A 17,400-nucleotide genomic window follows, 5' to 3' on the forward strand; every position below is an offset into this window, starting at 1 on the left:
ACCATCGATCCTACCTGCTGATTCTCACCGCTGGATGGCTGCAGAGTCACGCATTTTCTTAGTCGAGCACGGCCAGCACCATAGGGTTCGATTAAAATGAGATGGCAGCTTCCGATGAGCACAAGCGTGGCGTCGACCACTTACGCCAAAGGAACCTGCCATCGCTGTGAGAGGTAACGCATTTGCCGAGCTGATACAAGCCCCGCCGGTGGATCTTGAGTCGCACGCCCGGAAGCGCGGTGCCTTGCAACGCTCCCGCAACTTGCCGGTGATCCGCTCGCGAGCCTGCGCTATACGTCGAAGACGCACGCATCAGCGGCACGAAGCGTGCGGATCCTAGCTGAACGCTGGGCTGAAGGTCGGTTGTTAGCGCTGGGTGGCGACGGCTACGACTTGTCGAACATCGCTGCAGCCTGGACTGCCGTTGTCCGGGAACTCGCCTGAGGTTGGCACGCGTGGATGTTCCCAGTCGGCTTAGAGGCCGTGGAGAGCAACCCAGCGGACGTGCGCGAAGTCCGCGAATCGGCGGCGGCCTACGCTCGCGTGGGCGCCTATCTGTTGCCACATGCTCATCCTGCCAGGTGATGCGATGCGAGTTTGTGGCTTCGCTCCAAGCGCTCCGCGATCAACAGCCGATGACACTCTGCCGGGTCCCGCTCGTAACAGAGCAGGGCTACCGCCTCGGTGACGGCTCGCTCGGCGAGGGAATGGAGAGCGTCCTGGGTCTTCGGTTCTTCCAGATGCGACGCGTAAAGCTGGTAAAAGCGCTGTGCGTCCCCCGCCTTGGCGGCGTCACGGGCGGCTTGAGGGGCGCCGAGGACCGGCCAGCTCTCGTAGCCGATGCCGGCGCCAGGGAGTTCCCTGGCGAGGTGCTTGAAGGCGAATTCCCGCCGACGGGAGTGGGGGCTGGCCCGCACGTCGATGATGGTGGCCACGCTAGCCCTCTGCAGGGTTGCAATGAAGGCCTCGAGATAAGTGCGCTCGTAGCCGATGGTGTAGAGCGTGTGCAAGATTACCGACTCCTGCTGCGTTCTGGTGGCGCTGTGGCAGCACTAAAGTGGCGGCGTCCCCCTTGCAGCGCCTCTTCGGCTAGACTATTCAATTCAGCGTACATACCACCGTGCGCTCACGGCGAGGCCCATCAAACTCGCAGAGGAAGATACCCTGCCAAGTGGAGAGCCCCATTTTGCCGTTAATTATGGGTATGGTCTCACTCGGCCCAATGAGTCCGGCCTTAAGGTGAGAGTCGCCATTGCCATCTTGTGCATCGTGCTCCCAGACCCCGCGAGGTACAAGCTGCTGCAAAAGGTTGACGGCATCGCGGGGGACGCTCGCATCCCAATTCTCCTGGATCATAATGGCCGCGGTGGCGCCCTGCACATAGAGCGCTAGCAGGCCGTCGCTAACTTCCGCCTCCGCGACGGCTCGCCGGATCGGTTCAGTGATGTCAACGAGCTCCTCGCGTTGATGGGTAGTCACAGTGATGGTAGTGCGCATAACTTTACCCCTGCTCTAATGGTTGCCGGAGATGTCGGAGCACTGATTCGTCCTGAGGATGTGTTCGGCGCTCCAGCCTACTTCCCCATTCTTCCACCATGCTACCCTTGCTCTTAGCCTGTCCCGCCGGCGATTCGGTGGTGATAAGCCACCCAGGCTGACCCCGTCAAGCGCCTTATTTCAGCATCAGCCAAGAAGCAACCAAGGGCAAGCGACATGATATGACGCTCCCGTATGCTCCTCTGGTTGGGTTAGCTTGGGGATTATTTACAAATACTTTCATGATATATACGCTTATTCTTGTGCCCTCCCCCCGGGCTATGTCAGACACCAATGCCGGAGCGATCCGGCGTTGGCATTCGTTATGTCGGGATGGCACGCTCTAGTTGCACGGGCCTGGCGGTAGCGTGGTCATTGTTGAAGGTGATCTGACCTACTGTCCACAGAACGGACTCTTAAAGCGCTCTAGCCTGACTTGGTTACAGACGGTATGATCAAGTATAGGTGTTGGAGTTCTTTAAAAATGAGAATGGAGTGCAACTGCCAGCGTATGTTAAGTATTCGGGCACCTCGATTTCTGTCAAACCCCCTTATAGCTATCTGTTTTGAAAGGGCTTATAGAGCCGAGGAGTCTGAATCTGGCCCTGTTTGAGAAGGGATTAAGACTAGTTGTTGTTGCTATTCTTGAAGACCAATCCATTGTCTGAATCTGGCCCTGTTTGAGAAGGGATTAAGACCTTCCTCTTTTTGACTTTCTAGGCGAGCGCGTGTAAGTCTGAATCCGGCCCTGCTTGGGAAGGGAACAAGACTACGAGTGGGCATTGACTAGCCTATAGAGGTTTTTTTGGCCCTTGACATTTGCCTGTCAACACCACTCAGCCAACTAAGTTATGCACAAGGCTCAATGCTTGCGATTTGGACCAATAATCAGCCTGTAATAAAGCGCAAGACCCACTTTGCATCCTGCATTACAGTCATAAACCACTGATTTTAATGATCCCAGTGTCTTCCTGAACAAAAACTATCCAAACCCGCCAAATGCCCGTTCTTATTAGGCAGATGGAAAATCTCCACAAAGTTTTCCACAGCTTTTGTGGACAACATTCAGTAGCTCTCCCGCCTTCAGATCCACCCTACTCTAAGGCCGCGCCTACCCTTAGGCTCTCCGATGGACATGAGCACTCAAGCATCTCCTTTACCGCTCAGCCGCCGCTCTCCCCTCCTCTCTCGCCTGCTCCGTTCACCCCATCTATCTACCATGTCCGTTCATAATCCAACTCCCCGGTCACTTGCATAGTGGTTACCCGCCCCGTGACTCGCATCCAGGGCATATTCCCAGGGGTTGCGCCCCATAGATACACCTTGGATTGGATGCGGTTTGCGCGCCAAGCTTAAAATATAGCGGACGCTCTAGGCAGCCACTTTTGTAGCAGTGTCATCCCATAATTGGATTATTCACTGAATTGCTCTTCATGCAATCGAACGGCAACCTCTGCCCAAGACACCTCTGCCCTGCCGAGCGCATCAGAGCTGTGATTACTATGTTCTATATAGGCACCATGTTCCCGAGCCAGCTTATCCACTCATCAGGATGACGGCGCTGCGCCTCCTGACGCAGTTCAGCGGCTGGCTCCACCGCCACAACATCATGCCCTTGCTCAGCCAGCCAAGCTGCGTCCCGCCCAGATCCGGCACCTATATCAAGCACCAAAGCACCACCACCGCTGGGCAAATAATCACGCAACCAGCCGTGTACCAGATCAAAGTAGAGCTGCTCATATTGATCGGCAATCTGCGCGGCGCGGTTGTTTTACCAGGCGATGTTTGGGGGTTGGGTGTCGGGCATTGGTAGTTTGGCTTAATTAGCTTATGGTTGGTGTTGTTGGGCAAGCATATCAAGCCATGACGGGCCACACTAAATAGAAAGCCATTGGAGCTATTAGATTTAAGGGGGAGTGGAATGAACAAAACAAGGAGCAAACTATATAAGGCAGCGCGTATCTTAGGGGATGTACAAGCCGTTAAACGCGGACGCGTTGGGCAGCGCATAGCCCGGCGCTCAGTGGGCAGGGCTGTAGGACGTGGTTTGGGCAAAAGTGGGTGCTATATTGCAAGCTGTGCGTACGCCGATGCTAAACACCCTGACGTCGAGGCATTACGCCACTTCCGGGACGGCTTTCTGATTCAGAAAAAATGGGGCAGGAAGTTTATTGCATTCTATGAGAAAACTGCTCCAGGTCTGGTAGCTCGGCATGGGCATCGCCAGTGGCTTAACAAGCTGATCTACGTTTGTCTTAGTAATCTCGTTGTACCGGTGCTGAGACTATCGTCTAGGCACAATGAGTAAAAAGTGGCGTAACTAGCTCCGCCAGCGGGATGCATCCATCCGTCCTCTGCAATCCATGCCTTCGTGCCTCCCTGCGGGCAACTCCGCTAAAATTTGTGTTCGCTCCTGGCTGAAGGCATCGAGCGCTTTTGGTCGAACAGATTTATTGCCGCCAAGAAACACGCCACAAGTGCCTTGGCTCATTGCCATAAAAGATGAGGCTCTCGGTAGATTCCGGAAGGCCCGCCCCCGGCTTAACCTGAGCTTGACATTTGTATGTCTATTCGATTCAACTTCGATAAAGTTTACCTAGGGGACCTCTAGAAGCCGTCTATTAAGTCGCTATTGTCTCTGGAAGTGATCGATCAGTCTCGTAGAATGGATTCATTATCATGATAGGACTTTTAAGACGACGCGTAGTGTCGCGCAAATACACTAAAATGACTGAAGTGCTTTAGTTAATGCGCTCACTTGTGCTGCATTTAGTCAATACGGACACTTGTCAAGGTGTGGGGTTCCTTCACCCACGGTACATGCGCCATATCTGCAATGTCATTAACCGTTTATCCAGCCAGAGTCACTAATGAACAAAACTAGTCCCCACGAACATCGCATCCCAATCAACCGCAAGGAGAGCTTCTACACTGGAACCATCTTCCCCATGCTTGCCGCTGAGGGCGGATTCGAAGCACTGCGTAGAATTATCACGGAGGTGTATCCGGCCTCTCTGGATATCCCTTTGCTGAAAAAACCGTGGCGCCAGGGGTGGGACATGCAGTTCTTCACTGAGTACAGCCTAAAAGAGTCAATCGTCCCCGACACGCCTAACAAGATGTTCGAGAATATAGAGCTGAGCGGATCTAAAGAAACCCCGGATATTGTCCTTTACTTTTACCCCAATGACACTCAAGCAAGTCCTTTACGCGGCACCCTAGTAGGCATCGAAGCCAAGATGTTCACGCAGCCTAGCCTTCCCGACCTGGAGGGACAGATATCGGCTCAGCGACAGATCCTGCAACAGATGAGTGAGAAACTCGATAACTGCGATCTATACCAGCTCGTACTAATCCCTGAGGAAACGATCAAAAAATACGATGAACAAAAGCTCTCGGATTCTGTGCAAGAAGGCAGGTTCCAAGGCTGGTTGACCTGGAATTCGGTGCTTGACGCTTGGCAAAAAGCCAACGGTGACTATGCGTCCCCAGCCGGACTGTTCGCCAAAGACCTAGAATTTGCCTTAGAAAATTTCGACTCTCTAGTCTCTGAAGTATCCAGGAGCGGTCAGAACTGCGATGCTAAGCTGACAGGCAAAGCCATTTATAATGGGTTCAAGGAAGGCTCTACCGATTTTACCTATAAAATCATGGGGTGCAGCGGGGGACTCAATGGAAATAGGCTTAACAACCATATTGAAAAATCAGAATGGCAATATCAGGAATACGAGGTTAGCAACCAACACGAACCTTTTAACCACAACTGGTTTTCAATCGATGACTTCGTAAAGAAGATCGACAATCGATGCCCGAAATCAGATGACCATTGATCTCACTCAGAAGGCTTCCACCGCACCTCGCCTGTCCAAGTCCCGATTTATCGCCGGCTGGCAGTGCCCTCTGCGGCTCTGGTATGCCGTCCACCATCCGGAACTGGCACCGCCTCCCGACGATCGCCAGCAGGCGATTTTCGATAGAGGTCACAAGATCGGTGAACTGGCCCAGCAGCGCTATCTGGGTGGTAGGCTCGTTGCCGCCGATTTCCGCCACATCGAGGCGGCGATTGACGAAACCAACGCCCTGATGGCGAAGCCGGAAGTGCCTGTACTCTACGAACCAGCCATCCTTCACCGCAATGTCCTCACCAGGGTCGATATTTTAGCGCGCTTCGCATCCGGTTGGGACATAATAGAGGTTAAATCGTCTACCAGGGCCAAGGAGGTCTTCAGGGTCGATTTAGCTGTTCAGTACTGGATCCTCCGTGGGGCCGGGGTGCCGATAGACAGAGCAGGCCTGCTACTGCTCAATCGTGATTACGTCTACCCGGGAGGCGAATACGATCTGCAGTCTTTATTCCGCTTCGAGGAACTCACCGAGCAGTGCCAAGCTCGCCAGGGCTGGGTTGAGGAGCAGGTTGAGCGGTTTCAAGCAATCGTCGCAGGAGCATCGCCACCTGCTATCGAACCGGGGGAGCAGTGCACTACCCCATATACCTGCCCCTTTACCAGCCATTGCTGGCGTGATCGCGAACAGGCCGCCAACCCAATTACGCTCCTGCCAAACCTTGCCAGTAGTCGCGTTGCCTCGCTGCGCGAGAAGGGCATCGAAGCCATTGAGGATCTACCTCCCGATTATCGCTTGACCGACGTACAGCAGCGTGTGCGCCAAGCAACTCTAAGTGGTTTATCTTGGCAGTCGAGTGGCCTAAAAGCGGCGCTGGAGAAGGTAAGCTGGCCGCTGTTCTACCTTGATTTCGAGGCGGCAATGATGGCGCTACCCCCCTATGCGGGGATGCGACCTTACGATCCTGTGCCCTTTCAGTACTCCTGCCACATCCAGCGGCGGCCCTATGGATCTCTGGAACATCAAGAATTCCTGGCCACCGAAGACGGTGATCCCCGGACGCTGCTAGCCGAGTCGCTACTTGATACCCTCGGGGATAGCGGCTCGATCATCGTCTACTCCGGCTACGAGCAGGCGACCATAAACCGGCTAGCACAGGCCTTGCCGGATCAGGCGGGGCGGTTGCGCGCCCTGATTCCGCGGCTGGTCGATCTCCTGGCGATCGTTCGTAACCACTATTACCATCCGGATTTCAGGGGTTCCTTTTCGATCAAGAAGGTATTACCGGCCTTGGTCGAAGGTATGGATTACCTGGATATGGAGGTGGCCGACGGAGAGGCAGCAGGCCGCGCTTGGCAGCAGATGCTGGCTAGCGAGGACACAGCGGAGCAGGAGCGCTTGGCCGCGGCCCTACGTGCTTACTGCCGACAGGACAGTCTGGCGATGTACAGGTTGCGTGAGGCGCTGATGGAACTGACGTAGGTAGGAGTGACGAAGCCGCTCAGTGATCTTTTCATCCTCAACCGAGGGCAGTGACAGAAACCGTCTCCGGCAAAACCCAGCCCTTTTGGGCCTCCTGGTGCTTGGGCAACTGCGGGATAGAGGCGCGAAGCATGGGCATGAAAAGCCGAATCCAGGTAAGAGCCACCAAGCCCATATGCAGCTTTATCTTGTCGTTATCATCAACGACCGCTAGACCATCAGCACCGTCAGCTATCCGGCATAGTGTGCGCAGCAAGGCAAGTTTATTCGTGGAGCTTTTGTTATCGTTGAGAATGATATGGCGCAGCAGCGGTAACGACCCTGTCCCATCATCCGGCAACCGAATGGCAACGAAGACGGGAGGGTAGGATCCGGTACGCGAAATTGCAGCGCGTCTTCGTTGAAAAATGGTTCCCGCTCCGCCATCTTCTTGTTCAAGGGTTGGAGACTGACAAGAAAATCATCCTTTTTGGAGAATGGCGCATTATGCTATACGACGACGGTGTGTTTAATGAGGACGCATTGCAGGAGCTTAACGCTCAAATAGACTGGCCTTTAGACCTTGAACGTTATCCAATTGTGCATACCGCCGTAAGGCCACCCGCGACCTAAACGGCGCGGAGACTTTCAAAAGAGCTTATTTACGGCCGAATGTTTGCGATCATCAGAGTCATGATGCACTAGCGGTCTGCTACTTTTCCTACAACCTTTTTATCCAGTCGTTATCACACGCTGTCTTACTAACGCAAATATGCTTGCTTCAATATCGCACAAACGCCATTCTTGTAGGTAGTCATTTTTTATTTTTACCAAATCATTCATGAACAGATTGTATCCTTGCGGGGTGAGAGCATACCCAAGCCCCTCACTAAGAACAGAGTCAAGCACGGCAAATCTTGATGGGTCTAATAGCCGCAAATGCTTACTCGCAAATGACACCCCTAGCCCTCTTATAGACACTCCTTGTGATATAGGGTCTATATAGCTGTCGTAGTTTCTAACCGAAGACAACCACGATGATATTGCTTCGCCTAATTGCGACTGACTGTAGTGTTGATTAAGACGGCCCCACACTCTCATTCCTCTACCCCATCGGCATACCTCTTCAGAGAATTTCAGGGCGTCTTCTCTCCTCTGCACATTCAGATTCGAAAGTTTTTCCTCGAATTGCTGTGCTTCCTCATGATAAACAAGATTTGTATAGGCGCCCTTAAGCGCCCGCTCCGTAAAGCGTATATTGATTAAATCAATTATATTATAACTATTTTCTCTCGGGGTTAGTTCATGATCATGAATAGTCATAGATAGTCCATCATTACGGATAAACGGGTATCCATGAGTCAGCTCCATCCCCAACATGTAGGCATGCTCATTTAGATCTAAAACCACTTTTTGATTTGGTCTTGCCTTAGGGTCGGCCACAGCTGCCCTAAAGTGGTTTCTAGCTTTTTCAAAGCTGCGGCCATCAATCCAAAAGTTTGTATAATTCATGATCTTTCCTTTAGATATTTAGCAGCCGTTTTTTAGATAGGATCTGGCTCTCAGGCCTCTACATACCTCGCGCTTGGCTCGATAACCCTTCGATACCAGGGACGGCGGTTGTAGTTTATAGATTACCCCCTTTGATAGCATGTACCGAAGTTGAAGATTTAAAAGGTTCCCTAATCACTCCAAGATAGGAGCACTGCAACAGGCCTAGGGAGAGGGGGGAGGCCGCAATAGCCAACGTATATACTGTAGAGGGCTTTGTAAACTCCCCTCACCCACAGAACCTCTTCTCACCAATGAAACATACAGAAGCGACAGCTCATGTCGCGTACTTTAACTCGTACAATCTCTTCTATAAATTGCTTACAGAGCCATTCATATCTCCACGGCCTCCGAGTGCGACTCACTGCACTTTGAGGATGTCTTTGACCCCACTAACGCCGAGCGTGATGTCTATGCCGATAAGGGTTATACCAGCGCCACGCGCTAGGCCGCGCTGCGCGAGAGTGGCTGAGGACCGAAAATTCAGCACAAGGCACCGCCACTGGGAATCCTGTCGATGGGTTAGCAAGATCGCAATCAACGTAGTGCACAGTTCCGCGCCCGGGTAGAGCATGTCTTCGGTAGCATGCATGAGGCACATGGAGGCGCTTGTGCTGAATACAATCGGTCTCGGTCGGGCCCGCTTCCAGTTGACCCTGCGCTGCGCGGTGTACAAGCGGTGTACAACATGCGCCGGGCTACACAGCTTGAGACGGCAGGGGCAAGACCGTTCCAGCCTAACAAAAATAGGTGGCTCCGATAGACAAATTGGATCTTGCGCTTTGATCTCAGCCTCAATTGTAGGCTGATAGACAGTTTATAGAGGCTCCCTATAGTCGACCGCTACCGCTCCTTAGCTGATATCGAGCGCGGATTTCGGGCCTTGAAGAGCACCCTGCAGATCGCACCAGTGCATCACCGCTTGCCGGATCGAATGCGGGCTCACGCGCTGATCTGCTTTCTAGCCTTGATTCTATACCGTGTACTGCGCATGCGCCTTAAGGCCAATAAGTCAGAATATAGCGTCGAGCGCGCACTAGAAGCGCTGGAATCAGTGCAATGGCATAGGGTCAAGATAAACGGCGAGTCACATACCGGCGTTTCGGTTAGCAATCTGCAACGTAAGCTATTTAAAGATATGGAGGTGAAGCCGCCGAAACAAGCAACCACCGCCTAATGTTGTGCCAAGATTGATTTGCGCCCCCGGCGCATCAGGTGCTTATGGCTGTGGCTGTTGAAACTGGGAGCCCCCCGCCGGCGTTGCCGGCGGCATTATAGAAGTTTGGTAGTGGGTGCTTCGGCTATCCTGGTAGCGGCTGCATCTTGGTTAGCCGTCCCATCAAGCGGTTCCAGTAGGTCGCAGCCCGTCGCTCGATATCGATCTGGATACACCTAGCGTGAAAACGAACCGGTCGTTTGCTACTCGTTCTTTCTGTTTGACGGTGTCAATCTGGTGAGCCAGCAGGATGTCGACGCCTTTTTGGATGCCCTCAAGAGAGAGCTCGACGACGCCATTCAGGCCAACAAGCGGATTCACCTACGCTGAGCGATTTTACTTGACAAGGCAGCGGCACTTAATCAAACCTGTCCCGTGTCCTAGGACGCGGGACAGGAAGGGTTGGTGACGTTTTGAAAAGTCAAGATATTGGTCTGCTTTTGAAGTTGGTAGCCCTGAGAAGCAGGGAGGGCCATGGCCACGACACTCACGCCAGCAAGGGAGCAAAGGCGCTTCCCGATGACTGGCGGGACTGGGCTCTGGATGATGTCGGCAGCGACTTGTGCCAAGAGAGCATGCCTGGGCTCGATGACGATCAGCTGCTCTCCCGCTACAGCGTGCGAGCCTTGGCCGAGGAAACCGGCATCAGTAAGAGCCAGGTGAGCCTAGCCCTGCAGCGCTGCCTGGAGGTAGGCCTGGTCCGCAAGGAGCGCAGCACCGGCGTGCCGCGCGCCAATGTCCGCGCCTTGTTAAAATTCATCGTGCATGGAGTGCGCTATGTGTTCCCGGCCAAGCCCGGCGAAATAACCCGCGGCATCGCGACGACCTTCGCGGCACCAGTGCTGGAGGGCCAGCTGTATAGCGCGGGTGAACTGCCGATGGTGTGGCCAGACGCCCGGGGCAACAGCAAAGGCCAGGCCATCGAGCCGCTGTTCAAGAGTGTGCCCTTTGCGGTGCGTCGCGACCCCGAACTGTACGCCATGTTGGCCCTGGTCGATGCCATTCGACTGGGCCATCCCCGCGAGAGCAAGGTCGCTGCTGAGCGGCTGGCAGAGTATCTGGAGTAAACGATGAGCCTATTTGACGATCAGCGCGCCATGCTGCGTCGGGTGGCTGAGGGCCTCGGGACCGAACTGCGCGACCAAGTGGCCTTCGTTGGGGGCTGCACGACTGGGCTACTGCTTACCGATGCGTTCACCCGTGAGCAGGTACGCAGCACCGACGACGTGGATCTGATTATCAGCGTCATGACCTATGCGCACCTGAATCGCTTCAAGGAAGCGCTGAAGACCAAGGGGTTCAAGGATCCCTCTCCGATGGACGGGGAGATGCCTATCTGCGCCATGAAACTGGGGGAACTACGCATCGACTTGATCCCGGACCATGACGAGGTGCTCGGCTTCAGTAACCACTGGTACCCATTGGCGCTGAAAACGGCAGAGCCCGTCTCATTGGGAGGCGATCTCACGATTCGCGTGGTCACGCCGCCGCTGTTCATCGCCACTAAGCTGGAGGCCTACAAGGGGCGCGGCGAGAGTGATCCTTTGTCGAGCAACGACATCGAGGACATCCTCAATCTGGTAGATGGCCGTCCCGAACTGCTCGATGAGGTGCGAGCAGCCGACAGCGCACTCCAGGCCTACATCGCCGCCGAGCTCAGCGAGCTCCTTGGCAAAGATGATTTTAGCTATGCCGTGCAGAGCCAAGCTGGCGACCCGGACCGGGAGGCACTGCTCTTCGAGCGCCTAGAGATCTTGACCGGGGTGCGTGGCTGATGCAGGCCCGCTGGTTCAGCCAGCAAGGCCGCGAGCGTGCCCGCAACAGCGATGCCGCAGCAGTGGGTCAGCAAGGCCAGCACCTATTGGCGGTGCTGGTCGACGGTGCGGAAAAGGGGCCACGAGGCGCGGAACTGGCACGGCACTGGGCCGATACCGTGATGCAGGCGCTGGCCGAGGCATCCACTCGCTCGCAGGCAACGGTTGGTGCACGCCTCAGACAGGCACATGCCCAGCTCCGCCACGACTTTCTCCACGATATCGCCAGCTACTGCATGGTCAGCCTCGACCTGGAGACGCTGGCGATGCACGTCTGGCACTGTGGTGACTGTCGTGTAGGCCTGCGGCGTCCGACCAAGACGCGCTGGCTGACCACGCCACACCTCCTGGTACATCAGCCCGGCCTGCCATCTTCATGCTCACCTGAAGAGCAAGAACGCCGGGAACAGCAGCTAACCCGGAGCCTGAACGCCAGGCGTTTCTGCCCTCCCGAGAACCACGTTTTTTCGCTGTGTCAGGACCAAACGCTGCTGCTCAGCACCGATGGCTACTGGCAGGAGCATCTTGAAGCAGGTACGCCACGCGACTGCTTGCAGGACGATGCCAGTCTTCTCACCTTGCCGGTCAGACCCGGATCGCTTGCTCACGTCGAGCAGGCGTCGGATACCGACAATCTCAGGTACGTTTCACCTGCATAATCGCGGCCCCCCGGTCCGGAGCTGACCTAATCTCCTGCATTTGCTTTTTGGCCGCTGACACGAGTGAGACCCTTGATCCAGGCCGGGATATGACGTCTTTTAACTCAACACGTTACGACAGATGTTGACATTTCCACAGCTATCTGTAGACTACCCCGTCGTAGCTATAGGCGGATCTGCGCCTCAAGCTCTTTGGATATAGCCATATCCTTACACTCCATATGCTCGGCGAGATGAGCGCAGAAACATGCGCCTCGGGCTTAGCGCAAGGCAATTCTCGCCGGATCTCAGGGACCCGAGGGGCGCAACGGCTCGCGGCGAGAATAGCGGCGCAGGGTATTTGTGCGGACAAATACCGAGCACGGGCGAGCGCAGAAGTCACAGCGCGGGGCGCTCTCTGTAGTCGGCGCGCTTGCTGATAATCGGGCCGCTGAACAGGCCGTGCTCGAGCTTGGTTATCTGGCTGCGAGAGCTTAAGTGAAGCATCACTATCAACAGGTGTGGAACCCTGATGCGTCACTTTTTTGTCTCGGCTTAGGGATAGGGATAGGGGTCGAGTCCGGGCCCTGGCTCGATAACGACTCTGGCGCTCTGCATGCTTGGCTTTGCCTCGCCTAGAGTCTTGATAACGCCTACCCGCCTCGCGCAGGGACTGGCGGCGGGCAGCAGTTGCGCATTGCTGACTACAGTAGCGATTGCCGCGATCGCATTGACTGCAGATCATGACCTGTCGATTGCAGCAATCGCAAAAGAAAAGTCGGCGGGTCAATGCTTTAGGCTGGTTCATCGGGGCGCTTATCCAGGTAAATTGCAAACACTGGACAACGGCGCTAAACCCGAGGATACTGATAAGTGCCGTGTCGCAGGACGCGGTGGGCGTGGCATCAGGAGGGTTGTCAGCCTCTGGTTACCTGATGTCGCGTCGCCCTTACTACTTGCCTACCGATTCTCACCCTCTTATAAGCAAATCTCCATTACTTTTAGCTGCATAAGCAATAGCTCTGTGGACTTGTGGACGAGCGCTTCGCGCCGCCCTGAGCCCTACGGGCCGTGTGGACAGCCCGTGGACAACCCTGCGGGTTGCCCACCGCCTGCCCACACTCTCAGGGCTCTCGCCCACAGGGCCCACAGAGCCAGTTACTGGTTTATAAGGAAAAGAAGGGACAAGCGAAAGCAGAAATCGACACAGTGTGTGGTAGCTAGTCTTAGCTTTTAGCTACCCAGTAGTTATGCGTGTTCTTGAATCCTCCGCCAAATATGTACGGATTTTGGCAGCCAACAACATACGAGGCGCTACGGGCGCGGGGCGCCGATCTCGAGCTCCGGGCCCTGCCGCCGCGGGATCCCGCCGCCGCGGGCCGGCGCGGCCGGGTCGCCTTCCACGTCGCGGGCCGCCGGGCGCACTACCTCGACGGCGAGCGCTTTGAGGTGGTGGCGGCCGACGGCAGCCGGCGGGAGCTGCCCCGGGAGGTCGCGGCTGAGGCGCTGGCCGGCGCCCAGGGGACCGACGCACCCTAGGCGCGGTTTTCCCCAGAACCTGTGGAAAAGTCTGTGGAGGAGACGCAGGGTCCCGGCGCAATGAGCAGGCTCGGGGCCCGCTGAGCAATCGGTGACCAAGAGCCGATCCCGTCCATAATCAGGATCTTGCACTTGACATTCGGCGTGGCGCGGCTCTCGGAGCGTTGCGTTCTCCGCCTGTGCAGAATCGCGTAGCGCGTGCAACGGGCACACGGGGCAGTGTCAGCACGATCCGCTCTTCGCCCTCTCGGCGAGACCAGCGACCTCACCGGGCACGCAGACTTGCTCACATAGCGAACGGGCCAAACCGCGGTTCTAGTGGGTAAGCGGGTCGGCGGAGCGGAACGCATGCCGGCGGTGCACGCGAAGTGGCGATTGCCCACCATCAGGCACTGCTAGCGCTTTCATGGTTGCCCCCTTTGATATGCACCCTTCTTGTCTACTTGTGATGGACGTTTCAGATCCTCATCAAAGATCCACGTGACAGGCTCTTTGCTTATGTGCGATTATGTCTACTATGAGTAGACAAAAAAGAGACAACCTCAAGAGGTTGCTGGAAGCGGTGCCCGCAGGCTTCCTTGTGGACTCTGCTTGGCTGGAGCGCCACGGCATAGGCCGCCGCTCGACCTATGCCTACGTCAAGAACGGCTGGCTGACACGCGTCCATCGCGGCGTCTTCCGACGCCCCGCGCCAAACGCCCCCAAGACCGGCGTAATCGACTGGAAGGTCTGCCTGCTCTCGATGCAATACGTTATGGGCTACGATGTCCATGTTGGCGGCACGAGCGCCCTCGGGCAGCACGGCTTCGACCATTATCTGCATCTGGGCAGCAACGTACCGGTTCGGGTCTATGGGGACGCCATACCAACCTGGCTCGTCAGATTGCCCCTGAGCGCCCCGATAGAAACCCGCAGAACATCTTTGTTCGTGGATCGCGCCCTCGGTCTGACCAAGGACAATAAAGATGCGGCAACCATCCTGTCATGGGACTGGCAACTGAGGATTTCATCTCCCGAACGGGCGGTAATGGAAGCCATGGACGAGCTGCCGACGCATGAGACCTTTCACAACCTCGACAGGATCTTCGAAAGCCTGACAACACTGCGCCCGCGCACACTCTCGGCGCTGCTGCACAGCTGCAAGAAAATCAAGGTCAAGCGCTTGTTTTTCGTCTTCGCCGACCGCCACGACCACCCTTGGCGCAAGCGCTTGGATGCGGAAGAATTCAACCTCGGGAGCGGCGACCGTGCACTGGTCAGTGGCGGCAGGATGCACCCGCGCTATCGCATCATGGTGCCAGAAGATTTCGTAAAGCCGGAGGTAAGCGATGGCGCGTAAAACCTATGAAGCCCAGGTTGCGCTGCTCGTCCGCATACTCCCGCATGTCGCCAACGAACCGATCTTCGCCCTCAAGGGTGGGACGGCGATCAACCTGTTCTACCGCGACCTGCCACGCCTGTCGGTCGATATCGACCTGACCTACTTGCCGATCAAGGATCGCGAGACTAGCCTCGCCGAATCAATGAAGCGATGGATCGCCTTGCATTATCCATCGAAGACGCTATCGTGGGCGCCAAAACCCAACTCATCAAGGTCGGAGGTGGTACCACACGCTTGCTTGCCCGTCTCAAAAGCGCCGAAATCAAAGTCGAGACCTCCCCCGTCATGCGTGGCGTCGTCCATGAACCAGAATCCCGCGCAGTTACCGAGGCCGTCGAAGATGAATTTGGGTACGCGGAGATGCAGATCGCCGCATTCGAAGACCTGTTCAGCGGAAAGCTCCACGCCGCCCTCGATCGCCAGCATCCACGCGACATCTATGACATCAAGCTACTCTACGAGCACGAAGGGATCACGGACGATCTATTCCGCACCTTCCTGATTTACATTGCCAGCTCACCACGCCCGGTGCACGAACTTCTCAATCCGAATCTTATTGATCTTGACAGGAATTTGAGGGGATGACGAAGACACCCGTCACCCTTAACGAACTCCTATTAACCCGCAAGAAGGTGGTCACGGACATCCAATCCCGCTTAGGCGAGGATGCGAAACGCTTTCTGGTCAGCCTGCATGACGGCGCGCCCGACTTCGATATCATCGACCGCCCGCAGGCAGCCAATCTGCCCGCTGTGCGCTGGAAGATTCTGAACATCAAGAAATTGATGACTGAAAACCCCGAAAAACACGCCGAACAGCTTACCCAACTTGAGGAATTGCTCGGGTGACGTTATCCATCGCGGCATAAAATCCTTTTTGGTGATCGAAGAGCATCAGTGCTCGTGCTCGCGCATCACCCGCAGAACCCGCTTGCGGGAGGTGTAGACCCCGCGCAGCTGGCGCAGCTTGGCCCAGACCTTGCGGTGGCCCTCGCCGGTGAACGCGCTGCCCTGGATGAGCGCCCGGATCTCCTGGTGCAGCTGCTCGTCGCTCAGCCTCGGCCGGGGCCCCGGCCTGCGCTTGCGATGAGCCTGTGCAGCGCGCTGTGCGCATGCAGCTTGCTGTCATTGTTCACAAAAACTGTGGAAAACTCTGTGGAGACAACCCCACAAGCCCTGACTCCTGCAGCTTAAAGGCTTGCTGAGTAATCTTTGACCAGTAGCCTATAAGAGAACCGAAAATCAATCTGTTAGGGGCAACTGAAGTCATGGCAGTTATCACATGCCGTAACTCAGTAGATAAGAGCGTAGCGTAGCCATCTTCTGTGCAAAAAGACCTAACGCCAAGTCTGCTAGCAAAGTTTTTGAGCGTAATTGGAGCAAGCTCGGCACCATAACCGCCAAAGCATGGGGGAAATGCGAAGCAAGGTAGCCTGGAAGTGGGTTCTGCTTGAGTGAGCATAGACGGGTCATCCTTGAGTCCTGTTGTCAGCGCCTCTGTCCCTGGGCACTTAGTTGTGATCGGTGGAATACTAAACCTAACTTCTGTGCTTCGCTAGCCCCAGTGTGAATTTTTTGTAACCCACACCCCCACCTACTAACCAATCGATCAACGATCCTGTGGGGGTTAGGGGTAGGTTTAGATTCATTTATAGATTCAGTTCTAGATTGGTGTGCATCTGGTGCACCACCCCCCTGCACGAGATGCACTACCCCCATGCAGCAGGTGCACTACCCTAATGTGCCTGATGCACCATGCAGCTAACCCCAAAGCCAATATTTTCATACTCACGAATTATGCTAGCTTCGCGTTTAGGCAAGCAGATAGAAAGCAGAGTATGGCTACCGAACCTCTCCGTGTAGACAGCATCCTCCTCCCAAGCGGTGGACGCATTGGGATGACGCTCTGCCCTGGCAAAATCGGGCCCGGGCGAGTCCATCCTTGGCAACGCAAGCTCGATGATGATATCGAAAGCATCGTGCAGTGGGGTGCGAGCCGGGTAGTCACCTTGATGGAAAACAGCGAGCTCGTCAGTTTTGGGGTTGGCGATTTAGGCGCCCGAATTCGCGAACGACTTGGCGATCACTGCTGGCATCACCTGCCGATAATCGACGGCTCGGTGCCTAGCGCCAAGGCGGAGAAGAACTGGGAGCCTATTGCTGACGACCTGCACTCCTGCTTGGGCGCAGGAGAAAGGATCTGCATACACTGCCTCGGCGGTCTGGGACGTACTGGAGTTATAGCCTGCCGGCTGCTTGTCGAACTTGGTTTCAGCCCTGATGAAGCTCTCGGCCGAGTCCGGCAGGCCCGCCCCGGGGCAGTTGAAACCAAAGAGCAGCTGGATTACGTTACGAGACTGCCTGAGCTTCCAGCGGTTCAGAAGAGAATTAGCAATTAGCGCTTGCCAAAAAATCTCTGTGG

18 protein-coding genes and 3 pseudogenes are annotated in these 17,400 nt (G+C 55.6%); 14 read left to right on the forward strand and 7 right to left on the reverse strand.

The genetic code is table 11. The features are described from left to right. Positions 1–273: 273 nt before the first annotated feature. Positions 274–444 (forward strand): annotated as a pseudogene (locus HH1059_RS13845) (acetoin utilization protein AcuC); the annotation flags it as partial. A 125-nt stretch (positions 445–569) separates the two neighbouring features. On the opposite strand, the gene HH1059_RS10080 reads toward HH1059_RS13845, so the two are convergent. The 3 genes from HH1059_RS10080 to HH1059_RS10090 all read right to left on the reverse strand — a co-directional run bounded on the left by HH1059_RS10080 (position 570) and on the right by HH1059_RS10090 (position 3,241). Then, a complete protein-coding gene (locus HH1059_RS10080) occupies positions 570–1,010 on the reverse strand; it encodes a DUF488 domain-containing protein (protein ID WP_162549502.1) in 441 nt (146 codons plus the stop codon). Positions 1,011–1,098: 88 nt separating this feature from the next. Next, positions 1,099–1,497: a secondary thiamine-phosphate synthase enzyme YjbQ gene (locus HH1059_RS10085; protein ID WP_096410032.1), complete on the reverse strand. Its 399-nt coding sequence runs from the start codon at positions 1,495–1,497 to the stop codon at positions 1,099–1,101. A gap of 1,546 nt (positions 1,498–3,043) precedes the next feature. Next, positions 3,044–3,241 carry a class I SAM-dependent methyltransferase gene (locus HH1059_RS10090; protein WP_231901937.1) on the reverse strand — a complete coding sequence of 66 codons (198 nt, stop codon included), beginning with the start codon at positions 3,239–3,241 and terminating at the stop codon, positions 3,044–3,046. Positions 3,242–3,457: 216 nt separating this feature from the next. On the opposite strand from HH1059_RS10090, the gene HH1059_RS14125 reads away from it, so the two are divergent. The 3 genes from HH1059_RS14125 to HH1059_RS10105 all read left to right on the forward strand — a co-directional run bounded on the left by HH1059_RS14125 (position 3,458) and on the right by HH1059_RS10105 (position 6,861). Next, positions 3,458–3,844 (forward strand): CFI-box-CTERM domain-containing protein, encoded by a 387-nt coding sequence (locus tag HH1059_RS14125; protein ID WP_096410034.1) that lies wholly within the window; start codon positions 3,458–3,460, stop codon positions 3,842–3,844. A 562-nt stretch (positions 3,845–4,406) separates the two neighbouring features. Further along, positions 4,407–5,366 carry a hypothetical protein gene (locus HH1059_RS10100; protein ID WP_162549503.1) on the forward strand — a complete coding sequence of 320 codons (960 nt, stop codon included), beginning with the start codon at positions 4,407–4,409 and terminating at the stop codon, positions 5,364–5,366. Continuing rightward, on the forward strand, positions 5,356–6,861 hold the full coding sequence (locus HH1059_RS10105) for a DUF2779 domain-containing protein (protein WP_096410036.1): 1,506 nt from the start codon (positions 5,356–5,358) through the stop codon (positions 6,859–6,861). The genes HH1059_RS10100 and HH1059_RS10105 overlap by 11 nt, the downstream gene beginning before the upstream one ends. A 37-nt stretch (positions 6,862–6,898) precedes the next feature. Here HH1059_RS10105 and HH1059_RS10110 read toward each other — a convergent pair whose 3' ends face one another. The 3 genes from HH1059_RS10110 to HH1059_RS13985 all read right to left on the reverse strand — a co-directional run bounded on the left by HH1059_RS10110 (position 6,899) and on the right by HH1059_RS13985 (position 8,881). After that, a complete protein-coding gene (locus HH1059_RS10110) occupies positions 6,899–7,201 on the reverse strand; it encodes a hypothetical protein (RefSeq protein ID WP_096410037.1) in 303 nt (100 codons plus the stop codon). A gap of 371 nt (positions 7,202–7,572) precedes the next feature. Then, positions 7,573–8,352 (reverse strand): hypothetical protein, encoded by a 780-nt coding sequence (locus HH1059_RS10120; protein ID WP_096410039.1) that lies wholly within the window; start codon positions 8,350–8,352, stop codon positions 7,573–7,575. A gap of 400 nt (positions 8,353–8,752) precedes the next feature. Continuing rightward, positions 8,753–8,881, reverse strand: coding sequence for a hypothetical protein (locus tag HH1059_RS13985; RefSeq protein ID WP_275951849.1), 129 nt, complete (start codon positions 8,879–8,881; stop codon positions 8,753–8,755). 342 nt (positions 8,882–9,223) lie between these two features. Here HH1059_RS13985 and HH1059_RS10130 point away from each other — a divergent pair. The 9 genes and pseudogenes from HH1059_RS10130 to HH1059_RS13850 form a co-directional block, all read left to right on the forward strand. Continuing rightward, positions 9,224–9,568: pseudogene (locus HH1059_RS10130) on the forward strand (IS1634 family transposase); the annotation flags it as partial. A gap of 452 nt (positions 9,569–10,020) precedes the next feature. Continuing rightward, positions 10,021–10,674, forward strand: coding sequence for a MarR family transcriptional regulator (locus HH1059_RS10135; protein WP_096410042.1), 654 nt, complete (start codon positions 10,021–10,023; stop codon positions 10,672–10,674). 3 nt (positions 10,675–10,677) lie between these two features. Next, positions 10,678–11,382: a hypothetical protein gene (locus tag HH1059_RS10140; protein WP_096410043.1), complete on the forward strand. Its 705-nt coding sequence runs from the start codon at positions 10,678–10,680 to the stop codon at positions 11,380–11,382. Next, positions 11,382–12,080 (forward strand): SpoIIE family protein phosphatase, encoded by a 699-nt coding sequence (locus HH1059_RS10145; RefSeq protein ID WP_096410044.1) that lies wholly within the window; start codon positions 11,382–11,384, stop codon positions 12,078–12,080. Before HH1059_RS10140 ends, HH1059_RS10145 begins: the two co-directional genes overlap by 1 nt. A 342-nt stretch (positions 12,081–12,422) precedes the next feature. Then, positions 12,423–12,557, forward strand: a complete 135-nt coding sequence (locus HH1059_RS13990) for a hypothetical protein (protein ID WP_276309270.1) — start codon at positions 12,423–12,425, stop codon at positions 12,555–12,557. 1,558 nt (positions 12,558–14,115) lie between these two features. Continuing rightward, complete coding sequence (locus tag HH1059_RS10155; protein ID WP_096410046.1) at positions 14,116–14,937, forward strand: type IV toxin-antitoxin system AbiEi family antitoxin domain-containing protein; 822 nt, start codon at positions 14,116–14,118, stop codon at positions 14,935–14,937. Continuing rightward, a pseudogene (locus HH1059_RS13995) lies at positions 14,927–15,043 on the forward strand (nucleotidyl transferase AbiEii/AbiGii toxin family protein); the annotation flags it as partial. The gene HH1059_RS10155 and the pseudogene HH1059_RS13995, both read left to right, overlap by 11 nt. 86 nt (positions 15,044–15,129) lie before the next feature. After that, positions 15,130–15,564, forward strand: coding sequence for a nucleotidyl transferase AbiEii/AbiGii toxin family protein (locus HH1059_RS10160; protein WP_242469209.1), 435 nt, complete (start codon positions 15,130–15,132; stop codon positions 15,562–15,564). Beyond that, entirely contained in the window at positions 15,561–15,827 is a 267-nt protein-coding gene (locus HH1059_RS13850) for a hypothetical protein (RefSeq protein ID WP_231901938.1), read from the forward strand. The genes HH1059_RS10160 and HH1059_RS13850 overlap by 4 nt, the downstream gene beginning before the upstream one ends. A 45-nt stretch (positions 15,828–15,872) precedes the next feature. Here HH1059_RS13850 and HH1059_RS10165 read toward each other — a convergent pair whose 3' ends face one another. Next, positions 15,873–16,034: an IS3 family transposase gene (locus HH1059_RS10165; RefSeq protein ID WP_096410411.1), complete on the reverse strand. Its 162-nt coding sequence runs from the start codon at positions 16,032–16,034 to the stop codon at positions 15,873–15,875. A gap of 842 nt (positions 16,035–16,876) precedes the next feature. On the opposite strand from HH1059_RS10165, the gene HH1059_RS10170 reads away from it, so the two are divergent. Continuing rightward, positions 16,877–17,377: a cyclin-dependent kinase inhibitor 3 family protein gene (locus HH1059_RS10170; protein ID WP_162549504.1), complete on the forward strand. Its 501-nt coding sequence runs from the start codon at positions 16,877–16,879 to the stop codon at positions 17,375–17,377. Positions 17,378–17,400: the final 23 nt, after the last annotated feature.

Origin of the sequence: Halorhodospira halochloris (assembly GCF_002356555.2) — a bacterium.
GTDB lineage: Bacteria > Pseudomonadota > Gammaproteobacteria > Nitrococcales > Halorhodospiraceae > Halorhodospira > Halorhodospira halochloris.

Coding starts and splice junctions, on each gene's coding strand:
- HH1059_RS10085 (WP_096410032.1), bottom strand. CDS start 1,497: ATGCGCACTACCATCACTGTGACTACCCATCAACGCGAGGAGCTCGTT.
- HH1059_RS14125 (WP_096410034.1), top strand. CDS start 3,458: ATGAACAAAACAAGGAGCAAACTATATAAGGCAGCGCGTATCTTAGGG.
- HH1059_RS10100 (WP_162549503.1), top strand. CDS start 4,407: ATGAACAAAACTAGTCCCCACGAACATCGCATCCCAATCAACCGCAAG.
- HH1059_RS10105 (WP_096410036.1), top strand. CDS start 5,356: ATGACCATTGATCTCACTCAGAAGGCTTCCACCGCACCTCGCCTGTCC.
- HH1059_RS10120 (WP_096410039.1), bottom strand. CDS start 8,352: ATGAATTATACAAACTTTTGGATTGATGGCCGCAGCTTTGAAAAAGCT.
- HH1059_RS10140 (WP_096410043.1), top strand. CDS start 10,678: ATGAGCCTATTTGACGATCAGCGCGCCATGCTGCGTCGGGTGGCTGAG.
- HH1059_RS10145 (WP_096410044.1), top strand. CDS start 11,382: ATGCAGGCCCGCTGGTTCAGCCAGCAAGGCCGCGAGCGTGCCCGCAAC.
- HH1059_RS10155 (WP_096410046.1), top strand. CDS start 14,116: ATGAGTAGACAAAAAAGAGACAACCTCAAGAGGTTGCTGGAAGCGGTG.
- HH1059_RS10160 (WP_242469209.1), top strand. CDS start 15,130: ATGGATCGCCTTGCATTATCCATCGAAGACGCTATCGTGGGCGCCAAA.
- HH1059_RS13850 (WP_231901938.1), top strand. CDS start 15,561: ATGACGAAGACACCCGTCACCCTTAACGAACTCCTATTAACCCGCAAG.
- HH1059_RS10170 (WP_162549504.1), top strand. CDS start 16,877: ATGACGCTCTGCCCTGGCAAAATCGGGCCCGGGCGAGTCCATCCTTGG.